This window comes from Bacillus cereus group sp. N11 (assembly GCF_016483605.1).
Taxonomy (GTDB): domain Bacteria; phylum Bacillota; class Bacilli; order Bacillales; family Bacillaceae_G; genus Bacillus_A; species Bacillus_A toyonensis.
In genome coordinates this window covers 326,417-350,071 of sequence record NZ_JAEHBN010000001.1, presented here as the reverse complement: position 1 = coordinate 350,071, position 23,655 = coordinate 326,417, and the positions used below count along the sequence as shown (strand labels likewise).

Genomic DNA, 23,655 nt, shown 5'->3' with positions numbered 1-23,655 from the left:
GATGGAAAAGTTAGTAGAGTGGTTAGTGGGGCAAGTATGGAGTATAGGTTTAGTTGTTTTCGCATTAGGAGCAGGAGTGTATTTTACCATTGCGACTCGTTTTTTACAGATTCGTTATTTTAAAGAGATGATTAAGCTACTTTTTGAAGGGAAAAGTTCAGAGACTGGAATATCATCCTTCCAAGCATTTTGTTTGGCTCTATCAGGAAGGGTTGGAATAGGTAATATCGCAGGGGTAGCAACAGCAATAGCTTTTGGGGGACCGGGCGCTGTATTTTGGATGTGGGTGATGGCACTTTTAGGAGCCGCTAGCGCATTTGTTGAATCAACATTATCTCAAGTATATAAAAGTAAAGTAGGAAATGAATATCGTGGTGGTACACCATATTTCATTGAGAAAGGTTTAAAAATGAAATGGTTTGCAGTCATTGTAGCGGTAGTTGTAACACTTTCATACGGCGTTTTATTACCAGGTATTCAATCGAGTAGTATCGCTGTTGGATTTGAAAACTCTAACGGTATTAGTAAATATGTAACAGGTATATTTTTAGTTGTGTTACTAGCAGCGATTATTTTTGGGGGAGTAAAAAGAATTGCTGGTGTGTCACAAATGTTAGTACCTTTTATGGCAATTGGCTATGTAATTGTTACATGCATCATTTTAATTGCAAATGTAACAGAAATTCCAAGTATGTTTGCTTTAATTTTCTCAAGTGCATTTGGTGTAAATGAAATGTTTGGCGGGATCGTTGGTGCAGCAATTGCATGGGGTGTAAAGCGAGCGGTGTTTTCAAACGTTGCAGGTGTTGGAGAGGCAACATATAGTTCGGCTGCTGCAGAAGTATCGCATCCTGCAAAACAAGGGTTAGTTCAAGCGTTTTCTGTATATATCGATACGATTGTAGTTTGTACAGCGACAGCGCTTATGATATTAATAACAGGTATGTACAATGTTATACCTGAAGGGAAAAGTGCAATTGTACAAAATATAGGCAAGGTAGAAGCAGGTCCTATTTATACACAACAAGCAGTTGAAACTGTTATGACTGGATTTGGTCCAATATTTATTTCAATCGCAATCTTCTTCTTCGCATTTACAACTTTGCTTGCTTATTACTATATCGCAGAAACGACTCTCACTTATTTAGATCGTGGATTGAAATATGGATGGTTAAAACCAGTTTTAAAAATTGGATTTTTAATTATGGTATACATCGGTAGCGTAGAATCAGCTTCACTTTTATGGAATCTTGGAGATTTAGGAATCGGTAGTATGGCATGGTTAAACCTTATTGCAATCCTATTATTAAGCAAAACCGCATTAAAAGTGTTAAAAGATTATGAGGCGCAGAAAAAAGAAGGGAAAGATCCAGTATTTGATCCTAAAAAAGTAGGAATGGAAGGTTTAACGATTTGGGAAGAGCGAAGTAAAGAGGGAGAAAGGAAAAGTTCTAAAGAAAAAATGTCGGTGGATGATGGGCTGAAACTGTAAACGTGTAAATTTAAAAGTTTAATAAACTGAAAATTCTTTCTATTTTTAAAGTGAGTATTTGTATATATCATTCATTTTATCTCATACTAAAGTAAGTGTAAATAAAATGAATGGAGGATATACGATGGAAAATCAACAATTTGGCTCTATAAATGATGTATTACTTCATTACAAAGAAGGTATTGGGAATTTCACACAACAAATTCCTGAAATTGCAGAAACCTATAACGCTTTTACACAAGCGTGTTTTCAGGAGGGTGCATTAACTAAAAGAGAAAAACAGCTTATTGCATTAGGGATTAGTTTAGCAACACAAGACGAATATTGTACGATTTATCATACAAAGGGATGTATTGACCAAGGATGTTCTGATAAAGAAATTTTAGAAGCTTGTGGTGTTTCGACCGCGTTTGCTGGCGGAGCTGCAATGAGTCAAGCAGTAACTTTAGTACAAGAGTGTATGGTGGAATTAAAAAATCAAAGTCATTAAACTAGAAAACCCTCCTTAAAATATTATTTTAAGGAGGGTTTTCTAGTTTATCCTAATTTTTTTGAAAAAGTTTCAATTGCTTCATATAGTCGATAGCTTTTGTTTTATTTCTTTGCTTAGAAACATATTGTGCCTCGTTTAAATGTCTATAATAATTTTTAAATATTTCTTCAGAAAGAATTCCATCAGACATGGCTTTTTTAACCGCGCATTGTGGTTCATTTGTATGTGAACAGTTAGAAAATTTACATTTCCTAGAGATATCAACTATATCTTCATATCCAATATTTAAGTTACCTTCATGATTTATTAAGTCAAATCCTATTTTACTAATAAGTAATCCCTCCACTTTTAAATGAGTTTTTTAGAAGCATACTTACAAATTGTATCGTTTTTAAGTTATGATTGTTTTAATATTCTGTATTCTTATAAATTGATTTCTCTACATCAGGGAGAAGGGTGTATATGCTCTTCCCAATTAAAGATTCTAATTCATTCTTAATTGTATAGAATCCTTTCCAATGTAAAGAAGTATGAGAGGTTGTGCCATGACGTAAACCAACAGAAACCAATCTTCTTTCAAGCGTAGTAAAACCATCTGCATCAGCAAGAGCGTCGCAAAGAGTAATTACTTTATTGTATAAGTCATAGTCACAATGTTCATTCAATATTTCAATTAACCGGCTTTTCATATAATCGGGAACAAGGATCCACTCTGCTGCGATATCTATATGCTCATTTTTGCAAGGAAATGAATGCGTCACACATATAACGGCGTTTCCTGTATACCCTAAATCATTCATATACATGTAACCATCATAGGAATGAATAACAGATTTAGTAAAACCTTTATATCTTCCTATATCATGCAGGAGAGCGGCATTGTATGCTATATCAACATCTAAGTCATACCCGTTTTTTATAAGTTCTACAATTATTTTTTCAGTTGCATTGGCAACATGAATTGAATGTTCGAACCAAGGACCTGGGTTTTGTTCATATGCCCAATCCAGTAATTTTCTTGCGTATTTCCTGTCTAATATATATTTCATATAGTGATCCTTTCTCTAAAAAATCGTATCTTAATTAATTTCATCTTAATATTTAATTATTCCTGCTATAAAAATTGTTAAAATGAAAACAAAAGGGGGAAAAGTAATGCGAAATTTAGTAATTGAAGAAATGAAGCAACTAGAAAATGAGATTGAAGATCTTTCTAAACTTTTGACAACGGTTGTAGATGATGGGGCATCAATTGGTTTTTTACCTCCACTGGAACAAAAAGAAGCAACAAATTATTGGCAAACGGTATTAGCACCAGAAGTAATATTGTATGTTGCTAAAATAAACAATGAAGTGGCAGGAAGTGTTCAATTACATTTAGTTACAAAGCCTAACGGGACCCATAGAGCTGAGATTTGCAAGTTAATGACTCATCCGAATTTTAGACGTAACGGTATTGGACGTTCACTTATGCAAAAAGCAGAGGAAAGAGCGAAACTAGAAAACAGATCTCTTTTAGTATTAGATACTAGACAAGGAGATCATTCCAATAGATTGTACAAGTCATTAGGCTTTCAAGAATCCGGTAAAATACCGGGGTATGCAATTTCTCCGGATGGTGAGTTAGATGCAACGGTTATTTATTATAAAATGATTTAGTTTTTTCTTTTCATTCTTTAACTTCAAATTGAACGTTCAATTTGAAGTCCAGTTTATATAAGAGTTTAACAGGTTTTTAAGAGGTAGTATTAAAATAGGGATTTTGAAGCCATTTGGTGAATAGTAAATATTAATCTAAAAGATGGAGGTTGCTGTGATGTTGAAACTGTTTCAATATAACTGGCAAGTTCGTGATGATTGGTTTACATGGTGCGAAGACATGTCGGCTGAAGAACTAGTAAAGAAACGGGTCGGTGGGTTCGGCAGTATACTACATACCCTATTTCACATTGTAGATGTGGAATATATGTGGATCTTAGGGTTGCGCGGCGAATCAGTCCCTGAGGAACCAGTGTTTGAAGAGTATGCCAGCTTACAAAAAGTGAAAAATCTTTCAGCTCAATACCGCGAGAAAGTGAAGCCGTTTGTGACTTCTTGGACAAATGAAATGGATTCTCGGAAACTTTCAAAAGCTGACTTCAAGGAAGAGCCGATTAACTCAAGAGACGCACCAATTAGGCGCCGAGTCATTGAATGTACACACGGAGAGTTAATACGCCATGTCATTGTCCACGAAATCCATCATATCGGCCAGTTATCTATATGGGCACGTGAGATAGGAAAGGAGCCAGTTTCCGCAAATCTGAGAGGGAGAGGGCTATTTGATAACTAGACTACCTTTGCCAAATTCGTAATTGCACGCTTTAATGGCACAAGGATCAAGTAATAATCAATCTTTTTCAAAACCCACTTTTTCTATTTATTATTTTATCTAGGTTTATAGAGTTAATGTAATCAAACTTTTTTAAGCGCTACACTGTGATATGTAATTGTAAGTAGTTAACAATAAAACGACAAAATAAATAATAGATGTGATAACTGGTAATTAATATACGTGAAGAATTGATATTTTTGTAGCTAAACGTATTTGAGAAAGTTTTTAGAGGGTTCTTTTCGTAATGCTCTTCCACTTATAATGGATGTAGAGAAGATGACTAGGCAACTATAGTTATTTTCGTTTCATTTTTGGGAAGGGGATGAAAGAATGAAAAAGACAAGTTTACAAAAGATGAAAAAGGTTATGTTAAGTGGTGGGATATTACTTACGGGATTATTAACATTTGGATTTTCAGAAAAGGCTTCAGCTCATGGGTATGTAGAATCACCAGCGAGCCGATCTTATTTATGTAAGCAAGGGGTAAATGTAAATTGCGGTCCAGTTCAATATGAACCACAAAGTGTAGAAGGAATAGGCGGCTTTCCGCAATTAGGACCTTCTGATGGACAAATTGCAGGTGCTGGTCATTTTCCTGCTTTAGACGCTCAATCAGTGGATAGGTGGAAGAAAGTTACGTTAAACGGCGGGACGAATACATTCAAGTGGAAACTAACGGCTCCTCATAGTACGAAAGAATGGAAATACTACATTACAAAGAAGGATTGGAATCCAAATATGCCTTTAACAAGGTCTAGTTTAGATGTAGTGCCGTTCTATGTGAAAAATGATGGCGGAGTTAGACCGGGGACAACAGTAACGCATGAAGCAAATGTACCAACTGATCGTAGTGGCTACCATCTTATTTTAGCTGTTTGGGAGATTGCGGACACTGGAAATGCATTTTATCAAGTTATTGATGTGAACCTTGTGAATAATGGTTTAAATTCCAATTTTGCGTTTAACAATGCAGTGCAAGTTCCTACACTATTTTAAATTAAATATACATTTTGATCATCTAATTCATTTTAGATGATCTTTTTTATGAAAAATATAGAGGAAAGTACAATTATTTATAAAAAATTCGGCTTTAAATATTGTCATATTTGCTTCTTTAAGATATCCTTTTCATGAAGAGGTGGAAAACATGGAAAAAGTACTAGTTTTCGGGCATAAAAACCCAGATACAGATGCAATTTGTTCTGCAATTGCTTATGCAGAATTGAAAAAAGAATTAGGAATGAATGCTAAGCCTGTACGTTTAGGCGAAATCAGCGGTGAAACTCAATTTGCGTTAGACTATTTTAAAGTAGAAGGACCGCGTTTTGTTGAGACAGTTGCAAGCGAAGTGGACAACGTTATTTTAGTTGACCATAACGAGCGTCAACAAAGTGCTAACGATATCGAATCTGTTCGTGTGTTAGAAGTAATCGATCATCACCGTATTGCTAACTTTGAAACAAGCGATCCTATTTACTACCGTTGTGAGCCAGTTGGATGTACAGCTACAATCTTAAACAAAATGTACAAAGAAAATGGCGTTATAATTCGTAAAGAAGTTGCAGGTTTAATGTTATCTGCAATCATTTCAGATTCTTTATTATTCAAATCTCCAACTTGCACAGAACAAGACGTAGCAGCAGCTCGTGAATTAGCGGAAATCGCTGGTGTAGATGCAGATAGCTATGGCTTAGAAATGTTAAAAGCTGGTGCTGACTTAAGCGGAAAAACAATGGAGCAATTAATCTCTCTTGATGCTAAAGAATTCCAAATGGCTAACGCGAAAGTTGAAATTGCACAAGTAAACGCTGTTGATACTAACGACGTTCTTGTACACCAAGCGGAACTTGAAAAAGTTATCTCTGCAGTAGTAGAAGAAAAAGGTTTAGACCTATTCTTATTCGTTGTAACTGATATCTTAACTAACGATTCTGTCGGTCTTGCGATCGGTAAAGCAGCAAACGTTGTTGAGAAAGCATACAACGTATCTCTAGAAAACAATACAGCTACATTAAAAGGTGTTGTATCTCGTAAAAAACAAATCGTACCAGTATTAACTGAAGCATTCCAAGCTTAATACTATTCAGTACTGATTAACAAAAAGGACAAGTAGTCGGATGGCTACTTGTCTTTTTTATTTGTTACATAGGATACTGGTATGAAAATAAGGACAGCATTAGCTATCCTTATAACTGTTTATTCCGCATTAACGGACAGTAAGAGCATTACCTCAAAGTTCAGCGAAAGTAAAGAAGTTAGGTGAGGGATCAACTGTCCGTAAGAGCCCGATTGGTGAAGGCCAATAATCCGTGGGGGATGAAGAAAACCCTCACGGATTAAAGTTTCACTTTATTCGTAAGACTTTTTCCTGTTTATATAAAATGTAATAACAGCAGTAATGAGGAAAATGGGTATTGCGTACGCTTGCCCAACAAACAACTTCCAACTAATAGAATTATAGCCTTCAGATGCTGGAACAATCATAACAATAACACAAACGATAAAATAGACGAATAGTGCAGGGATAATATTTTTCATTATTGTTCACCTCCTTTAAAAAAACAATAAAATAAATATATTAATGTATTACAATTTATATGATTCGTTTTAAAGATTAAGCTCACAAAATGTTTATGAAGTAGTATTATATTTGTAAAGAGTGCAGTGTACTACGTAGATGTAGAACGAAAAAAATTGGACTATGCTTCTGAAAAGAAGTGAAATATGAGTGGAAATCGATATAAATATGGTAAAATATTCAATTGTGACGTTTGGAATTATTATATAGTATTTTGCGAGGGAAATGTATGAAATAATTGATTTAACATAAGGAAGAAAAGAGGTAAGAAATATAGATGAAAAGATTATGTATAATCCCATGTGGAAAGAAGAAAATCTGGGATAAGTATGTAGATTATGGACCTACTGAGGCGAAGAATGTATATATTAGTCCTTTCGGGAAAGCATGTCAGGCGTACGCAACTGAGTTTTTTGATGATTGGGTTATTTTATCAGCAAAGCATGGATTTTTAAAGCCGAATGATATTGTACAAGAAAACTATGATCTTGCATTTGATTCGAAGAGTGATGAAGTTATTAGTATAGAGCAACTACAAAAACAGATGATTGATAAAGGTTTAATACAGTTTGACGAAATTGTTTTGCTTGCGGGAAAGAAGCATAAAAAAGTAGTCACAAAGTTATATCCAGAAGAAATCATTACATATCCGTTAGAAGGATGTAAAGGGATTGGGTATATGCTGCAGAGGTTGAAGGGGGCTGTGGAAGCGCAGAAAGAAGTATAGCCTTAGAAAAAAGGCGCTGAAAATGATTTGTAATACAAAGTTATATGAATGAAACTATTTATAATACATATAAAATAGACTAGTAAACAAGCCTTTTTATACTTTCAAACATAGAATATGATAAATGCCATTGAAGGGAGAGTCATATTCATGGGAAACAATTGTCGTTGTAGACAGTTCGGGGATTGTAATAGATTTTGGGATGATCTAATGTTTGGAAGATGCAGACGTAGAGATTGTGACGATTGCTGCTGTAGACGTAAACGTCATTGTGATTGTGATGATTGCCGTTGCAATCGTAAGCGTGACGATGATGACGATAAATGCCGCAAGTGGTAATTTTTTTGAAAGAGTACTTACTTTAAAGTAAGTACTCTTTTTGTGTATGAACCTTTTATATTCCAACTTGAACTAATTTTTTTTCAATTTCCCATGTATCTCGCTTTTTAATTTTTATAGTTACATTAGTTCCGCCAGATTCTTTATAAAAAATATAGCCATTGTTTGCGTTTACGTATGTTATTGGTTCACTTATGCAATCTCGTGAACAAGATGTATTAACGAGCTCAAGTAAGGATAGTTCGCTCGGGTCGGTTTTACTTTCAGCTATAACGGCATCAATGTTTGTTTTACGATAACCTTGTAAATTCACATGGAAAATCTGTTCAATTTCTCCTGTAATGCTAGTATTCATTACTTCTACTGAATTCTTTTTTTCTTGAAGAAATCCATTTTCATAAAGTAATTTTGTATATCCAAGCCAGGCGATTAAAACTAGTATGATAAACATACTAGACATTTTTAGTGTTCGAAGTCTTTTACTAACAATTGTTTCTGAGTATTTCATTCAGTCTAATCCTCCAATGTTTTTAATTTAAAGTATGCCTGGATACATACATTTAGAAGAGGATGGAAGGCAACAAGTTGTTGATTCAAAAAAGAAAACATCAGAAGTTAGATGCTTTCTTTTTGAATGATTATTGTTATCTGTTCGTTACTTGTTTCATAAGCGGTCTTATTTCTTTAACAGGTGGTTTTTTATCATAGGCATCAACGTAAGAAAAGTAATAATTTAAATTTCTAAGAAGTCCTTTTCCTATTTTAGCGCTTAAAAAGGGGAATACTTGTCCAGTATAATCATCGAGAGATTTACAGTAGTATTTTTCATCTAAATATATACTGTATTTACAAGTGAGTTCTACTAATGAGTTACCTTCATCATCAATTACCTCTTTAGAATCAATAATGTCTATTAATGCAAATTTTTCATTCAAATACACTTTCTTCTTTTTCTCGTGTTTATTTGTGAGTATAAATACGAGACCAATGGCGTTAATCAAACTATTTCCTCCTATAAAAAACGGATATAAATAAAATATATCGATATACGTTAAATGTAAAGAGGAGAGGCGAAATAACATTGAGAGAAAGCTAAATAAGCCGATTTTTTTTTGAAATCGGCTTATGCTTATTTTTATCCCGCATTTGACGAGAAGTAAGAATCACACCTTGAAATTCAGCTTAAGTAGAGAAGTTAGGCGGGAGATAAAATGCTCGTGAAACCCTGATTGGTCTGGGTTAGTAATCGGTGGGGATGTACAAACCCATCACTGGTTAACGTCTCAGTTTATTGAAATACTTGCGGGAATTGTTTTACGATTGCGTTTGTTATCATGTCGGCCATTTCTAATGCTTCTTTTTCAATTTTATCGTAAAGTTTTACTCCTGCTTCATAATCTTTATTTAGGAAGGCAAGCGCTTCTGCTTTCGTTAGTGCTAAATGTTCATAAAACATTTTTCTAAATTCCTCTTTATCTATATATGGATTGATACTGTGAAGAAATTCAATAATTTCATCACCATTAGCGTACCATTTCTTCTCTATAGCGGCAGCTGCATTTTGATCACCAGCTTTTGCGGCTTTCACAAGATCGGCTGCAATTACTAAATGATCTTTAATTAATGCACTATATTTCTTTACTGCATCCTCGCCATAGAAGGGCTCAAGTGATAGTCCCATATGTGTTGCGTTTTGTAGAAGCCGTCCAACAGTAACGTTAACATCTGGTAAATTAAAGACAATACTTATAATAGCCAATCTCGTCCAAGCGACATGTTGTTCCCATAAAGAACGCATATATCCTTTTAAAAAATTCTCGTTTTTACTTATTCGGTAGTTACGTACGGATAAATCATAGTTTACATAAAGGTTATGATAGGGGGAGTAATACGATTGCCAATAAGAATACATAAAAAGTAACACTCCTTTGAACATGTATAACTCAAAGTATGATAAAGATTTATTTTTAGTTACGTGTCCTAGATAATTTTCAGGTAATTTGAAACGGAGAAATTCAATGAATGATATTGTGATATATATAAATAAATTGAATATGAAGTAAAAGAGGCTCTGCAAGGGAAGTTGCAGAGCCTCTAAAGGGTATTGCCGAGATGTCGGACTCGACTACGTAATATTATCATAAAATTCTTTTAAAAAAACCTGGTAAATGTGTCCAAATGAAAATGGAACTTTAATAAAGTCAAAGGGACCTGCTTCCCGCGGCAGGCCCCATTAACTAGATAATGTAGATGAGCAAAAACTCATCTAGAGTACTTTTATAGTAACAAGTAAAATGCGTTTTGTGTATTGAGAAAAAAGAATTGCATAATTACATGTGAACAATTTATATTTTACTTTTTATGATTATCATGAATTGTTGGGATTTAAATCTGGTTATAAAATGGAGAAAAGACTTGGAAGTGAAATTGAAGTGCACAGAAATATGTAATCATGAAAAAGACCTGCTAATATGAGCAGGTCAACTTAAGGGGTTTATCCAACAGATTATTATATATGGTAGCAACTGAATTGTAGTAAGTCTATACGTTTCATATTGAGAAAACTTCTGTGAATGATCTATTTTTTGCGCATATATTAACGTCTAAAAAGTTGAGAAAGAAAATTCAAAAAATTTCTATAAGAAAATAATGGCTGGTACTTATAATATGATTCATATTTCCACGCATCATTATTAGAGAATTGGAGTTGTTTTGTTTTTGCTTTGATGGAACCCATATTACGATGCTTCATATAGTAACCTCCTGCATTTATATGTATACGATTAGTAGTATTCAAGAAAGGGCAATAAAATGAATATTAAAATTGAAATGCTTTCTTCATGTGTAATGGATGTATGTTTTAAATGTTGTGAAACATACAAAACACCGATGCTAATTAATATTAAATACGAGGAGAAATATAGAATAATGAAAAAACAATAAGCATTTATTCATCGCTTTCAAGTCGCATAAGTGATGATATAATAGAAGTAGATGAAAGATAAAGAAAAGCAGGTGAATCTTTTTTGTTTACAAAAGCACAAGAACTTTTAGCGTCTTATTTCGGTTATTCGTCATTCCGAAGAGGGCAAGATGAAACAATTAAAAATGTATTAGAGGGGAAAGATACAGTTTGCATTATGCCTACGGGCGGAGGTAAGTCAATTTGTTATCAAATTCCCGCATTAGTATTCGAAGGAACGACGTTAGTAATATCACCTTTGATTTCACTTATGAAAGACCAAGTAGATACACTAATACAAAACGGTATATCCGCTACGTATATTAATAGTTCTATTTCAATGACAGAAGCTAATCATAGAATTCAATTAGCGAAACAAGGGCATTATAAGTTACTTTATGTCGCTCCTGAGCGTCTTGATTCAATGGAGTTTGTTGATCAACTTATCGATATGAAAATCCCGATGATTGCGATTGATGAGGCGCACTGTATTTCGCAGTGGGGACATGATTTCCGTCCAAGTTATTTACATATACATCGTATACTAGATTATCTCCCAGAAAAACCGCTCGTATTAGCGTTAACAGCGACAGCAACTCCGCAAGTACGTGATGATATTTGCAAAACGCTTGAAATTAATCAAGAAAATACAATTATGACAACTTTTGAGCGTGAGAACTTATCATTTTCTGTCATTAAAGGACAGGATCGTAATGCTTATTTAGCAGATTATATTCGTCAAAATCAAAAGGAATCAGGGATTATATATGCAGCTACTAGAAAAGTAGTTGATCAGTTGTATGAAGATTTAATGAAAGCGGGAGTTTCGGTATCAAAATATCACGCTGGTATGAGTGATCATGATCGAAATGAGCAACAAGAACTCTTTTTACGAGATGAAGTAAGTGTAATGATAGCGACATCTGCATTTGGAATGGGTATTGATAAATCGAATATTCGTTACGTTATTCATTATCAGCTGCCAAAAAATATGGAAAGTTACTATCAAGAAGCAGGACGTGCTGGTCGTGACGGATTAGATAGTGAATGTATTTTGTTATATTCTTCTCAAGATGTGCAAGTACAACGCTTTTTAATTGATCAATCAACAGGAGAATCACGTTTTTCGAATGAACTTGAAAAATTGCAAAATATGACTGATTACTGTCATACAGAACAATGTTTACAATCATTCATTTTGCAATACTTTGGAGAAGAACCGAAAGAAGATTGTGGACGCTGCGGTAATTGTACGGACGACCGTGAGAGCATCGATGTGACGAGAGAATCACAAATGGTTTTATCCTGTATGATTAGAACGAACCAACGATTTGGAAAACAAATGATTGCACAAGTATTAACTGGATCGAAAAATAAGAAAGTTATTGAATTTAATTTTCATACTTTACCAACGTATGGCCTTTTATCAAACCGTAGTGTAAAAGAAGTGAGTGACTTTATAGAGTTTTTAATTTCAGATGAGTTAATTGCAGTTGAACATGGTACGTATCCGACATTAAAAGTAACGGAAAAAGGGAAAGAAGTATTACTTGGTAATGAGAATGTTCTACGAAAAGAACGAGTAGAGACGAGACAAATCGTCCAAGATCATCCTTTATTTGAAGTGTTGCGTGAAGTACGTAAAGAAATCGCACAAGGAGAAGGTGTACCTCCGTTCGTTATTTTCTCTGACCAAACATTAAAAGATATGTGTGCAAAAATGCCGCGAAATGATTCCGAACTGTTAACAGTAAAAGGTATTGGAGAACACAAACTTGTGAAGTATGGCTCGCACTTCTTACAAGCAGTTCAGCATTTTATTGATGAAAATCCAAACTATGCAGAAACAATTAAGACAGAAGTTGTTTCTGAGCGTAAAAAATCAGGAAAAGCTTCAGCGAATTCTCATTTGGAAACGTATGAAATGTATAAACAAGGAATTGACCTAAATGAGATTGCAAAAGAACGTGATCTATCAAGACAAACAATTGAAAACCATTTAATTCGCTCTTTTGAGGATGGGATGGAAGTAGATTGGCAAAGTTTTGTACCAAAAGAGTATGAATCTCTTATAGAAACTGCTGTACAAAATGCAGAAGGTGGTTTGAAATCTATTAAAGAACAGCTTCCAAATGAAGTGAGTTACTTTATGATCCGTGCTTATTTACAAATAAGAATGTAGAGACATATAAAGGGGATAGGGATTTATGTATCATGTTTTCGTTTATGGCACGTTAAGAAGAGGGCAAACGAATGCTCATTATATGCAAGGTGCAACATGCATCGCAGACGGAGCATGGACGTATGGGGAATTATTTGATACAAACGAAGGATATCCGGCCATGATTTGTTCTAATGAAGTAAAGGTATATGGGGAAGTTTATGAAGTAAATGATGATGTTTTGCATAAGTTAGATGAACTAGAAGAATATACAGGTAATGCAGAGACTGATTTATATGACCGAATAACGCAAACAGTGTATGTTGCTGATACGGAAATACATGCGTATGTGTATATTGCTCAGGATAAAAAGATGTTAAAGAAAGTGATTGATTCTGGGGATTGGCTTTTATATCAAAAAGTATAATAGAAGTAACTATATAAAATTGGAAAGCAGATAATGAAATATTTCATTATCTGCTTTTTATTGTTTCTTTTAATTGAACTTCTCAAATTAATAAAGAATGTTTTAAATATGTTATATCGAATTAAAGCAAAGCAGAGTAGGAATTAATAGTTACTCTTTTATATTTTAGAAAATTCTCACTAGAACTATTGACTTTGCGAATGGATTTTTAATACAATTGTATTTCGACTGAAAAATTAGAACGGACAGGAGGGAATCGTCGAAATGAGCAACATATTTGAAGATGAGTTACAAAAAATGAGGGATACTTTACATACGATGGATGATCAATTAGAACAGCTTGAAAAAATCCCGGTTTATTATGGAGAAGATTTTAAAGAGCAAATTCTTGAAAGCATGAGGGAGTCAAATAGACAGAACTTACGTATCGGTGTGGAAGAGCCGTATTTTGGAAGACTAGACTTTCAAGAGGATGGAAAAGAACAAGTTATGCCGATTTATATCGGTAAAGTAGGTGTTTCAGATAAGGACACGATGAAACCAATTGTTATCGATTGGCGAGCGCCTGTCGCAAGTATGTTTTATTCATTTACCGGTGGAGAAGAACTAGCGTTTTATCAATCACCAGATGGGTTAGTTGAAGGTGATGTGTATTTAAAACGAAACATTTCCATTCGTAAAAGAGAACTTGAACGTGTTGTTGATACATATGTGAAAGGAAATGAAGATGTATCGCATGCCGATGATTTTCTTCTATATCGATTAGGTGAGAATAAAGATAATAAACTAAAGGATATTGTTTCAACGATTCAATCGGAACAAAATGATATTATTCGAGCGGAAAGAAATTTACCATTACTTATTCAAGGGGTTGCAGGGAGCGGAAAGACAACAATCGCTTTACATCGCCTTGCTTTTTTAATTTATGAATACCGTGAACAGTTAGAGGCAGAAAGAATGATTGTATTTGCTCCGAACAGCTTGTTTTTAGATTATATTTCGAGTGTACTGCCTGAATTAGGGGTAGGGAATATTAGTCAAACAACGTTTCCAGATTGGGCATTGCGTACGTTAGATGATTCAGTGAAACTAAAGCAAACAGAAGAGAAATTGAAAGAAGCATTTTCAATTAATCGTGATGAAAGTAAGGTAATGCTCGGTAAATTAAAGGGTACACTGGAATTTAAGGCGTTTATTGAAGAGAGAATGATTCAATTTGAAAATGACTTAGTTCCGACAAACGATTTTGAGGCGTGGGATAAAGCGATTATTCCAGTGGAAGACATTAAAAAATGGATGCAAGTTGAATATAAACATTATCCACTAAAGAAAAGAAGAGAACGTTTAGTAGGCCGCATGAAGCGCTGGATTGAAATTGAACTTAAAAAGTTTGGGGAAACGAACGAGAAAAAATTGCTCAAAAAAGAAGCGACTAAGAGATTGAACACATATATGAAGTTTTGGTCAAAAATGAGTGCTCTTTCACTGTATGGTTCAATATTGAAAAGTAAAGAAATACTCGAAGTTTTACCTGAAGAACTTGTTAAAGAAACAGAAAAGAGTTGTCGTAAAAAAGAAGTGTATGTAGAAGATTTACCTGCCTTAATTTACATCCATCATCGCATAACAGGTATTGAAATCGGTCAGAAGTTTCATCATGTCGTTATTGATGAAGCGCAAGATTTTTCGCCATTTCAAGTGTATGTATTAAAAGAAATTACACTAGGTAATTCTTTCACTATATTAGGTGATTTATCGCAAGCGATTTATGATTACCAAGGAATTGAAGATTGGAACGCATTTAAGGAAGTATTCCAAGAAACAGGTTATTTTGAATTGACTAGAAGTTATCGTTCTACAAAAGAAATTATTGAATTCGCAAATGAAATTATTAAAAATGCAGAAATACCAGTGGGGCTCGCAACACCAGTTTTCCGTAGCGGTGAAGACGTAAAAGTAATCCATGCAGAAGATCAATTCACTGAAGTTTTGAAGACAATAAAGCATTTGCAAAATGAAGATGTGAAAACAATTGCGGTAATAGGTAGAACAGATGATGAATGCCGCGGTATGTATGAGAAATTAACGAATGCAGGATTGACGGTAAATGTCATTGAAGCAAATCAAAGTAAATATGAAGGTGGTATTTCAGTAGTACCTGTATATTTAGCGAAAGGTTTAGAATTTGACGCTGTAATTCTAATGGATGTTGATGAAGAACATTATAAAAATACAAAGCATGATGCGAAGTTACTGTATGTCGCATGTACGAGATCACTGCATGATTTATGGATTTTCCATAGCGGTGAAGCGTCGCCTTTAATTAAAGGATTAAAATAAATGTAAAAAGAGGATTTTCTAGTAGGGTATGAAAATCCTCTTTTTTATATTTAAAAGCTAGATGAATTAACGACCTGAGCGGTTATTTAAATAATATTATAAAGTAAAAAAAGTGCAATGGAGTTATATGCATTAATATGTGCGTTTAAGTATAAATCTTGGTGATGGAAGTGTTTCTTGTTCTGCTTCAAAATACGCAACTTGATTTGTAATTGAGTATAGAATAGAAGGCATTCCCATTCCAACAGCAGCCTCTAATGCGTCCAGCAAAGGGAGTGTTTTTCCATCGATTTTTGTGTCCCATGATATGGCGTAACAAGAATCAACAGCCCCATGTTTTTTTAACAGATCTCCTATATCAATTGGACAAGAATTAGGCTTAGGAATTTCAATCATATATTCTTCACGTAACGTAGTTCTGTAATTATGGCAAAGTCGACCGATCGCATCTTTACGTTTTTTTGAAGAAGAAAGCTCAAATAGTACTCTATTTTGAAGGCGCTTAGTAAAAAATGATTTTACAATGATCTCTTCTAATTTTTTATCCATTAAGATTCTCCAATCAACTAATCATTTGTTGGAAATTTTAGTGTTATTATATCATTACATATATTAAAAAAGGGGAAAAGCTATGATTACAAAAGTAATAACAAAAAGAAAATGGGAAATCGCAAAAACAACTGGAGAAATTCATGAAGAGTCATTTATAAAAGAGGGGTTTATTCATTGTTCATTATTTGAACAAGCTTTAAAGGTTGCAGAAAAACATTTCTTTCATGAAAAAGAGGTTTTATTACTTACAATAAATCCATCCTTGGTAAAAGCAGAAATAAAATATGAACTTGCTTCAAATGGTCAAGAATACCCGCATGTATATGGAGTAATCAATGTTGAGTCGATTGTAGGGGTTATCCCATTTCCTAAAGAAAAAGGAGAGTTTATATTACCAGAGGTACAAAGTTAAGCGTGTTATAAATATATAAGTTAGCTAGAAAAGCACAAATCGTATAGTTTGTGCTTTTTTTATCCGTTTTTTGGTAAATGATGATTGTTTTTGTCACACGAATACTGTACGATACATAGTATAAAACACATACTGTATGACATATAGTAATAAAAATGAGGTGGGTGAATGGATACTTTATTAAATTCATTAATTACTGAGTTAAGAAGAGGGACATTGACATTAGCGGTTTTAAGCCAATTAAGAACGCCGCAGTATGGATATTCACTTGTCCAATTATTGGAGCAATCAGGGATTACAATTGATCAAAGTACTTTATATCCACTACTTCGTCGATTAGAAAAGCAGAAACTAGTTACGAGTAGTTGGGATAAAACGGAGAGTAGACCTCGTAAGTATTATGTTTTAAGTGAATATGGACTAGAGATATTTTTACAATTGAAAAAGGAGTGGATAAAGGATTCGAAAGAACTTTATAACCTATTAAAGGAGGAGGACGAGAATGAGTTTGATTGATATGTACGTCCAAGAAGTGGCGAAGAGATTACCTGAAAAAAATCGTGAAGATATTACGCTTGAGCTACGGTCGACAATAGAGGATATGTTACCAGACGATTATGACGATTATAATGAGGATGATGTGAAGAGCGTTCTCGAAAAATTGGGAAGTCCGGTTTCATTGGCTAATGGGTATTTGGATAGACCGATGCATTTAATTGGACCACGTTATTTTGATGTATATACGACGTTATTAAAAATGATTATACCAATTGCAGCTGTTATCGCACTCATTGCAATGGTTGCAGAAAATTTTATAGGCTATACTGGTGATCAAGCAGTATTAGATGTTATTTTAAAATTGATAGGTAAAGGCATTGGGGAAATTGTTGAAGTAGGCCTCCATGTGTTTTTCTGGTTGACACTTGTTTTTGCTGTTTTAGAAAGAACTGATAAAGAAAAGGATCCACACCCATTAACAACAAGTTTAAAAAAATGGACGCCAGATGATTTGAAAAATATCTCGTATATCCCGAAGAAAAAGGCAATCTCAAAGTTTGAAGTTTTTGGAGGTTTAATGTGGACAGCAATATGGGCTACCCTTTACTTTTATGCAAACCATCTTGTAGGCGTATATAATGGTACGGAAAACGGACTGAAGTTTATCGCGCCAACGTTTAATCAAGATGTTTTACTTCAATATTGGCCAATTATTTTGGTTATGATCGTTTTTGAAGTAGCTATATCTCTTTATAAGTTAGTACAAGGACAATGGACGAAAAGATTGGCAATCGGAAATGGTATTCTTCAAGTAGTCGGAACGATAGTATTCATTGTAATTGTAGTAAATCCACATATATTTAACGAAGGATTTATTACGTATTTGGCAAATGTGTTTACTATTTCCCTAGAAGGATTTAAAACGAGGTTAGTTGGCGGTGGAATTATCATTTATACGTTGTCCGCTGCGATTAATATATTTGATGGTTTCCGAAAATCAAGTATTCGTATGTGGAAATAAAACAGAAATTTCGGTAAAATAAAATTATTAAAAATATAGTGAAAGAAGATAAGCATTAGGGAAGGAAGAAAACGATGATCAGGGAAGCAACGAAAAGAGATGTAGCATATATTTTAGACATTTATAATGATGCGATACTTTATACAACAGCTGTATATGCGTATAAACCTGTAACCCTTGAAAATAGAATAGAATGGTTTGAACAAAAAAAAGCTGATGGCTATCCAATTTTCGTATACGAACTAGATAATAAAGTAGTGGGATTTGCGACATTCGGCCCATTTAGAGCGTGGCCTGCTTACAAATATTCAATTGAACATTCTGTGTATGTTGATAAGGAATATAGAAAAAATGGCATTGGATCCTCTTTGATGGAAAAATTAATCGCAACCGCAAAAGAAAGAGAATATATGACCTTAATTGCTGGAATCGATGCGGAAAACGAGAAAAGTATAGCCTTGCATCAAAATTATGGATTTGTTCATGCCGGAACAATACAAAAAGCTGGTTATAAGTTTAATAGATGGCTAGATTTAACCTTTTATCAATTGGAGCTTAACGGGCCTGAAAATCCTATAGAAGATTAGAAGTTTTTCGTGAAAATGAATGTTTTAGGTAGCAAGGAGTAATTCATGCTACCTTTTTCTAATTGTCATTACAAATATAACCTGTCAAAAAAGGTTTTTTATATTCCATATTGAATTATTAGAAGGTGATATAACGATGTGAAAAGAGGAATGGAAATGGAAACTGTCATTCAAAAAATGAAAGAGATACAAGTTGGTCATGTAGGAGTAGCTATTTATTCTACAAAAAACGAATGTATAATTACTTCATATAATAGTGAATTATATATTCCATTAGCATCGGCAGCAAAAGTAGTAATTGGATTTGTAGCAGCACAAATGGTGAAGGAAAATAAACGTAATTGGAATGATATACTTCATCACATTAAATTTCATCCACATGAAGATAGTGCACAGTTATATCCGCATCTACAAGGAAGAAGTACTTTAACACTTAGTAAAGCAGTAGAAGTGATGATAGCTTGTCACGACAGTTATATTGCTCACTCGGTTGTAAAGCACTGCGGTGGATGGGATGCTGTGAAAATAAATGCCCAAACGTATTTTTCAAAAATTTATATACAAGAGAATGCTAGAGATGAGAAAAATGTTGGAGAATTAAATCAAGTTCTTTCGCTTTTAGTACATATTTTTCAAGGCTACAAAGTAGAACCAGCAGTATGGGAACCAATTATCAATGGAATGGTAAGACAACAAGGGGGCTATGAAAGTATACCGTATTTTCATTTAGCTCATATGACAGGTGGATTGCCCACGGCTACAATAAATATTGGTATAATGGGAATGTTTAACGAATTCCCATTTCTTTATGTAATTGGGGGAAAAGATTTACCCGAGCGAGTTCATAATATAGAGGTTGATGAAACTATTGCAACAGCTTTGAAATACATTTACAAAGCATATAGTGAAAGCATGCTAGGAGTGAGCGATTGAAACGAAACTTAAAGACTTCAACAATTATTATTTTAATTGTAACGATTATTGCTCTTGAAGTTGGAATCGCACTATATGATCACAATTTATCATTAGATACCATTTACTTTGCAGCGATTCTTATTTGTATTGTATCGCTTTTTGGTACACGTGTTTCTGAAGAGAAAGAACGTACATCGAAACAGAGACGAAGAAAAACGGCTCTAATATTTTGGCCATCTATAATAATGTTAATTATTAGTTTTGCAGTTATAAGTTATGTACGAACAGGCTATGTCTCTGTACCTGGGATAATTGGTTTTTCGTGTTTTGTTACATATGGTGGATTTGTATTCATTAGTATTTTAAAAAGGCGAAATAAAAATTAGATGTAATTTACTAAGTTGAAAGGAAGAAATATATATGAAACACATAGAGAATGGTACTCGTAATGAAGGAGAATACATTAGAAATAAAGTCATTCAATATAATATGTCCATCTTAACAGATGAAGTAAAGCATCCGATGGAACAAGTAAGCCTTGTAGTGAAAGATGAGGAAGGGAAAATCTTTGGCGGCGTAACAGGAACGATGTATTTTTATCATCTTCATATCGATTTTTTATGGGTTGATGAATCCGTTCGTCATGATGGTTATGGAAGTCAACTGATACATAAAATCGAAGACATTGCGAAGGAAAAAGGATGTAGACTCATATTACTAGATTCATTTAGTTTCCAAGCACCGGAATTTTATAAAAAGCACGGCTACCGAGAATATGGTGTCGTTGAAGATCATCCGAAAGGGTATAGTCAACACTTTTTGGAAAAGAGATTATAATAATATTATGTATACTAGTTGATGGGAGAAAGAATATGTACACGTATAAATTACAACATGAACGACCAATTTGTGCAGAGAAAATAAAGAAGCTTTACGACTCTGTCGGTTGGTGGCCAGAAAGAAAAGAAATCGATATTGAAAAAATGTTAAAGAATAGCATAGCAATTGGGGTATGGAAAGAAAATGAGTTAATTGGGTTTGCTAGAGTCGTTTCAGATGGTGTTTTTCGAGCGTACATAGAAGATGTTGTCGTACATGAAAGTGTAAGAAATAAAGGTATTGGAGAGAATATGCTTACAATGTTACTGGAAGAGATATCTCATATTGATATTGTTAGTCTATTTTGCGGAGAGAAACTCATAAAGTTTTATGGGGAACAGCAATTTAAAGCGACGAAGCAAATTGTGATGCATCGTAAACAAATAGTGAAAGAATAAGAGGTGCCATTTAAAATGAATGCAACGAGAGCATATTGTTTATCAAAAAGAAAAGCGACAGAGGATTCTCCAGATGGCTGGAGTGCAACATGTATGAGACTCAATAATAAAATATTTGCGATAGTGAACCATGAAGAAGGTGAAAAAGCTGCGATTACATTAAAATGTGATCCTGAGCTCGCTTTACGAATAAGAGAAGATTATCCAGACACAATAATTCCAGGGTATCATATGAATAAGAAACATTGGAATACAGTGTATATACATAAGGGAGTAGAACAGGAGCAAATTAATAAAATGATCGATTGGTCGTATGAGTTAGTACTACAATCATTTTCAAAGAAAAAGCAGCAAGAGTTAATAGATTAATATGTATTAGGGGTGGATATAATGAAAGACGCAGTCAAAGATACGTATGATAAATTAGCGAGTACATATAAAGAAAATATAGATTTGGCAAATCCATATAATAGTTATTATGAAAGACCTGCGATGATGGAGATTATTCCAAGGGAACTAGAAGGGAAGAGAATACTAGATGCTGGATGTGCCGCTGGATGGTATACTTCTCAATTCGTAGGAAGAGGGGCTAACGTTACAGCAATTGACATAAGTCCTGAAATGGTAAAAGCCGTAAAAGAAAGTATGGTAGAAAAAGCAACGTTCCTTTGTCACGATTTGCAAGAAACATTGCCATTTGAAAATAATACGTATGATATCATTGTAAGTTCGTTAACTCTTCATTACTTAGAAAATTGGACGCAAGTATTTCAAGAGTTTCAGCGCGTATTGAAGCCGGGTGGAGAACTTATATATTCCGTTCATCATCCTTTTATGGATTTCACAAAGTTTACATGTGAAGATTATTTTGAAAAACAATTATTAGTAGATACTTGGGTTAAACCAAATATTACAATAGAAGTTAGTTTTTTTAGGAGGTCGCTCCAAGACATAATCAATGAAACAACAAACTATTTTGTATTAGAAAAAATAGTGGAACCGAAGCCGATTGAAAAGATGAGAGAAGTAGACAGAAAATCATATCATTATTTAAGTACAAATCCACATTTTCTTATTATGAAAGCAAGTAATAAATAGCTAGTAAAATGATTGTATTTTACTAGCTATTTGCAGTTTTACATGATGAATTAGGAGCTTTTGAAATGAATATAAAACGAAATCAATTACTATATGTAATGTTTACTATAGTTGTTATTATGTTAGGTCTTAGTTCTAGAAAGTTTGCTTTTGCGTTACCTCATTTATTAAATGATTACTTAGGTGATGCTTTATGGGCATTAATGATTTTCGTTGGATTCGGATTTTTGTTTCCTAAAATAGAAACGAAGAAATTAGCTTTTATGAGTTTAATATTTTGTTACGGGATTGAAATTAGCCAATTGTACCATGCACCTTGGATTGATAATATTCGTGCAACGACTATAGGGGGACTCGTTTTAGGTTACGGATTTTTGTGGAGCGATGTAGTTGCTTATACAATTGGTGTTGGGATAGGAATGCTTTGTGAGTTTATGTTACGGAAGAAATAAGTGAATTTTAAAAGGGGTATTTGTATATGGAGGATATATTAGAAATTGCAAAGTTTTGGTTTGAAGATGAAGATATCACAACTATTGAAGTTCAACCAAACGTAACGAAGATTTACTGTAATAATAAAGCGTATATTTTAAAGGAAAAGGGATCGATAAAACATTTTCTAGTTGAACTAAATGTATTAGAACAGCTTGATGAAAAAGGAGTTAAAGTAAAAAAATAGTAAAAATGAGAAATGATGAAAGGTACGTATTTTATAAAGAGAAGTATTATAGTTTGTACGAATATATTGGTGGAAGTGTACTAGAAATAAAAGATACAGAAAAGCTAAAAGAGCTAGGAAGTACAATTGGAGAGAAGGTAGCTAATTTACATCAAGCACTACATTCAGTGAATAGTGCTAACGAGTTAATAAAAAGAGAATTGTATAAAGTGGTATACAAATGGGCCTTACCAATTTTAGAAAAGAATGCATCTGTCCATCGGAATGTCGTTCGAAAAATGGATCAAATACGTACAGTTTTGAAGGAAACGGTTCACCCACTACCAAAACAAATTATTCATCGTGATATGCACTTATCGAATGTGATTTTTCATGACAATGAATTTCAAGGATTTATAGATTTTGAACTTTTAGAAAGCAATGTAAGAGTATTCGATTTATGCTACTGCTGTACAAGTATATTAAGTGAGCTATTTAGTGATGAAACAGGAAGAGGGAAATGGTTACATATTGTCAGCAAAATCTTTGAAGGATATTATAAACAAAGCATTTTAACGAGAGAAGAACTACAATCTATTTGGTATGTCATGCTTTCTATTCAAGTTATCTTTATTACTTATTTTGTTCAGTTACCAAATTTATTAAAGTTGAATGAAGAGATGTTCTTCTGGATTTTTGCAAATAAGGAAGATATTGAAGAATCTATAGTAAGGACCGTATGAA

Annotated in this window: 29 protein-coding genes and 1 pseudogene; 23 read left to right on the top strand and 7 right to left on the bottom strand. The window is 33.7% G+C overall.

From position 1 onward, the window contains the following. Position 1 precedes the first annotated feature (1 nt). Complete coding sequence (locus JDS98_RS01835) at positions 2-1,492, top strand: alanine/glycine:cation symporter family protein (RefSeq protein ID WP_199632169.1); 1,491 nt, start codon at positions 2-4, stop codon at positions 1,490-1,492. Between the two features lie 124 nt (positions 1,493-1,616). Then, entirely contained in the window at positions 1,617-1,982 is a 366-nt protein-coding gene (locus JDS98_RS01830) for a carboxymuconolactone decarboxylase family protein (protein ID WP_000431413.1), read from the top strand. A gap of 52 nt (positions 1,983-2,034) precedes the next feature. On the opposite strand, the gene JDS98_RS01825 is transcribed toward JDS98_RS01830, so the two are convergent. Together JDS98_RS01825 and JDS98_RS01820 are read right to left on the bottom strand one after the other, a co-directional pair. Further along, entirely contained in the window at positions 2,035-2,331 is a 297-nt protein-coding gene (locus JDS98_RS01825) for a ribosome small subunit-dependent GTPase A (RefSeq protein WP_000398687.1), read from the bottom strand. Positions 2,332-2,392: 61 nt separating this feature from the next. Continuing rightward, positions 2,393-3,034, bottom strand: a complete 642-nt coding sequence (locus tag JDS98_RS01820) for an HD domain-containing protein (protein WP_199632170.1) — start codon at positions 3,032-3,034, stop codon at positions 2,393-2,395. A gap of 106 nt (positions 3,035-3,140) precedes the next feature. Here JDS98_RS01820 and JDS98_RS01815 point away from each other — a divergent pair, with 106 nt between their 5' ends. The 4 genes from JDS98_RS01815 (at position 3,141) to ppaC (ending at position 6,436) form a co-directional block, all read left to right on the top strand. Continuing rightward, on the top strand, positions 3,141-3,644 hold the full coding sequence (locus JDS98_RS01815) for a GNAT family N-acetyltransferase (RefSeq protein WP_199633482.1): 504 nt from the start codon (positions 3,141-3,143) through the stop codon (positions 3,642-3,644). 157 nt (positions 3,645-3,801) lie between these two features. Continuing rightward, on the top strand, positions 3,802-4,317 hold the full coding sequence (locus JDS98_RS01810; RefSeq protein WP_087969892.1) for a DinB family protein: 516 nt from the start codon (positions 3,802-3,804) through the stop codon (positions 4,315-4,317). A gap of 372 nt (positions 4,318-4,689) precedes the next feature. Beyond that, the gene (locus JDS98_RS01805; RefSeq protein ID WP_000753785.1) at positions 4,690-5,355 is read left to right on the top strand and encodes a lytic polysaccharide monooxygenase; all 666 of its coding nucleotides are present in this window, start codon (positions 4,690-4,692) and stop codon (positions 5,353-5,355) included. A gap of 106 nt (positions 5,356-5,461) precedes the next feature. After that, complete coding sequence (gene ppaC / locus JDS98_RS01800) at positions 5,462-6,436, top strand: manganese-dependent inorganic pyrophosphatase (protein ID WP_374191384.1); 975 nt, start codon at positions 5,462-5,464, stop codon at positions 6,434-6,436. Positions 6,437-6,708: 272 nt separating this feature from the next. Here the strand turns inward: ppaC and JDS98_RS01795 are convergent, their stop codons facing one another. Next, complete coding sequence (locus JDS98_RS01795) at positions 6,709-6,897, bottom strand: DUF4017 family protein (protein WP_000789481.1); 189 nt, start codon at positions 6,895-6,897, stop codon at positions 6,709-6,711. 317 nt (positions 6,898-7,214) lie between these two features. Between JDS98_RS01795 and JDS98_RS01790 the strand changes: the two genes are divergently transcribed. After that, positions 7,215-7,664, top strand: coding sequence for a DUF6884 domain-containing protein (locus JDS98_RS01790; protein ID WP_097952465.1), 450 nt, complete (start codon positions 7,215-7,217; stop codon positions 7,662-7,664). Positions 7,665-7,814: 150 nt separating this feature from the next. Further along, complete coding sequence (locus JDS98_RS01785) at positions 7,815-8,003, top strand: hypothetical protein (protein WP_098711342.1); 189 nt, start codon at positions 7,815-7,817, stop codon at positions 8,001-8,003. Positions 8,004-8,058: 55 nt separating this feature from the next. On the opposite strand, the gene JDS98_RS01780 is transcribed toward JDS98_RS01785, so the two are convergent. From JDS98_RS01780 to JDS98_RS01770, 3 genes are all read right to left on the bottom strand, one after another. Next, positions 8,059-8,511: a hypothetical protein gene (locus JDS98_RS01780; RefSeq protein WP_098711341.1), complete on the bottom strand. Its 453-nt coding sequence runs from the start codon at positions 8,509-8,511 to the stop codon at positions 8,059-8,061. Between the two features lie 136 nt (positions 8,512-8,647). Beyond that, positions 8,648-9,004 (bottom strand): hypothetical protein, encoded by a 357-nt coding sequence (locus tag JDS98_RS01775; protein WP_000606238.1) that lies wholly within the window; start codon positions 9,002-9,004, stop codon positions 8,648-8,650. Between the two features lie 287 nt (positions 9,005-9,291). After that, the gene (locus JDS98_RS01770; protein ID WP_140158513.1) at positions 9,292-9,915 is read right to left on the bottom strand and encodes an acetylglutamate kinase; all 624 of its coding nucleotides are present in this window, start codon (positions 9,913-9,915) and stop codon (positions 9,292-9,294) included. 1,114 nt (positions 9,916-11,029) lie between these two features. On the opposite strand from JDS98_RS01770, the gene recQ reads away from it, so the two are divergent. The 3 genes from recQ (at position 11,030) to JDS98_RS01755 (ending at position 15,893) form a co-directional block, all read left to right on the top strand. Further along, positions 11,030-13,147, top strand: a complete 2,118-nt coding sequence (gene recQ / locus JDS98_RS01765; RefSeq protein WP_199633480.1) for a DNA helicase RecQ — start codon at positions 11,030-11,032, stop codon at positions 13,145-13,147. A 25-nt stretch (positions 13,148-13,172) separates the two neighbouring features. Continuing rightward, positions 13,173-13,553, top strand: a complete 381-nt coding sequence (locus JDS98_RS01760; RefSeq protein WP_000274911.1) for a gamma-glutamylcyclotransferase family protein — start codon at positions 13,173-13,175, stop codon at positions 13,551-13,553. Between the two features lie 264 nt (positions 13,554-13,817). After that, positions 13,818-15,893 carry a HelD family protein gene (locus tag JDS98_RS01755; RefSeq protein ID WP_199633479.1) on the top strand — a complete coding sequence of 692 codons (2,076 nt, stop codon included), beginning with the start codon at positions 13,818-13,820 and terminating at the stop codon, positions 15,891-15,893. Between the two features lie 132 nt (positions 15,894-16,025). Here JDS98_RS01755 and JDS98_RS01750 read toward each other — a convergent pair whose 3' ends face one another. Then, complete coding sequence (locus tag JDS98_RS01750) at positions 16,026-16,442, bottom strand: hypothetical protein (RefSeq protein ID WP_098711338.1); 417 nt, start codon at positions 16,440-16,442, stop codon at positions 16,026-16,028. A gap of 82 nt (positions 16,443-16,524) precedes the next feature. Between JDS98_RS01750 and JDS98_RS01745 the strand changes: the two genes are divergently transcribed. The 12 genes and pseudogenes from JDS98_RS01745 (at position 16,525) to JDS98_RS01690 (ending at position 23,654) form a co-directional block, all read left to right on the top strand. Further along, complete coding sequence (locus JDS98_RS01745; protein ID WP_199633478.1) at positions 16,525-16,857, top strand: DUF952 domain-containing protein; 333 nt, start codon at positions 16,525-16,527, stop codon at positions 16,855-16,857. Positions 16,858-17,025: 168 nt separating this feature from the next. After that, positions 17,026-17,373 carry a PadR family transcriptional regulator gene (locus tag JDS98_RS01740; protein WP_000380297.1) on the top strand — a complete coding sequence of 116 codons (348 nt, stop codon included), beginning with the start codon at positions 17,026-17,028 and terminating at the stop codon, positions 17,371-17,373. Continuing rightward, positions 17,360-18,376 carry an HAAS signaling domain-containing protein gene (locus JDS98_RS01735; protein WP_098711336.1) on the top strand — a complete coding sequence of 339 codons (1,017 nt, stop codon included), beginning with the start codon at positions 17,360-17,362 and terminating at the stop codon, positions 18,374-18,376. The genes JDS98_RS01740 and JDS98_RS01735 overlap by 14 nt, the downstream gene beginning before the upstream one ends. Positions 18,377-18,450: 74 nt before the next feature. Beyond that, on the top strand, positions 18,451-18,963 hold the full coding sequence (locus JDS98_RS01730; protein WP_098711335.1) for a GNAT family N-acetyltransferase: 513 nt from the start codon (positions 18,451-18,453) through the stop codon (positions 18,961-18,963). A gap of 156 nt (positions 18,964-19,119) precedes the next feature. Continuing rightward, complete coding sequence (locus tag JDS98_RS01725; protein ID WP_098711334.1) at positions 19,120-19,896, top strand: serine hydrolase; 777 nt, start codon at positions 19,120-19,122, stop codon at positions 19,894-19,896. After that, complete coding sequence (locus JDS98_RS01720) at positions 19,893-20,264, top strand: hypothetical protein (RefSeq protein WP_000828017.1); 372 nt, start codon at positions 19,893-19,895, stop codon at positions 20,262-20,264. The genes JDS98_RS01725 and JDS98_RS01720 overlap by 4 nt, the downstream gene beginning before the upstream one ends. A gap of 34 nt (positions 20,265-20,298) precedes the next feature. Continuing rightward, positions 20,299-20,715, top strand: a complete 417-nt coding sequence (locus JDS98_RS01715; protein ID WP_087969247.1) for a GNAT family N-acetyltransferase — start codon at positions 20,299-20,301, stop codon at positions 20,713-20,715. A gap of 35 nt (positions 20,716-20,750) precedes the next feature. Further along, a complete protein-coding gene (locus JDS98_RS01710) occupies positions 20,751-21,155 on the top strand; it encodes a GNAT family N-acetyltransferase (protein ID WP_087969248.1) in 405 nt (134 codons plus the stop codon). A 15-nt stretch (positions 21,156-21,170) separates the two neighbouring features. Beyond that, entirely contained in the window at positions 21,171-21,524 is a 354-nt protein-coding gene (locus JDS98_RS01705) for an MmcQ/YjbR family DNA-binding protein (protein WP_097957303.1), read from the top strand. Between the two features lie 21 nt (positions 21,525-21,545). Next, positions 21,546-22,253: a class I SAM-dependent methyltransferase gene (locus JDS98_RS01700; protein WP_087969250.1), complete on the top strand. Its 708-nt coding sequence runs from the start codon at positions 21,546-21,548 to the stop codon at positions 22,251-22,253. 65 nt (positions 22,254-22,318) lie between these two features. Then, the gene (locus JDS98_RS01695; RefSeq protein ID WP_001022591.1) at positions 22,319-22,705 is read left to right on the top strand and encodes a ribosomal maturation YjgA family protein; all 387 of its coding nucleotides are present in this window, start codon (positions 22,319-22,321) and stop codon (positions 22,703-22,705) included. Between the two features lie 26 nt (positions 22,706-22,731). After that, positions 22,732-23,654, top strand: a pseudogene (locus JDS98_RS01690) (phosphotransferase enzyme family protein). Position 23,655: the final 1 nt, after the last annotated feature.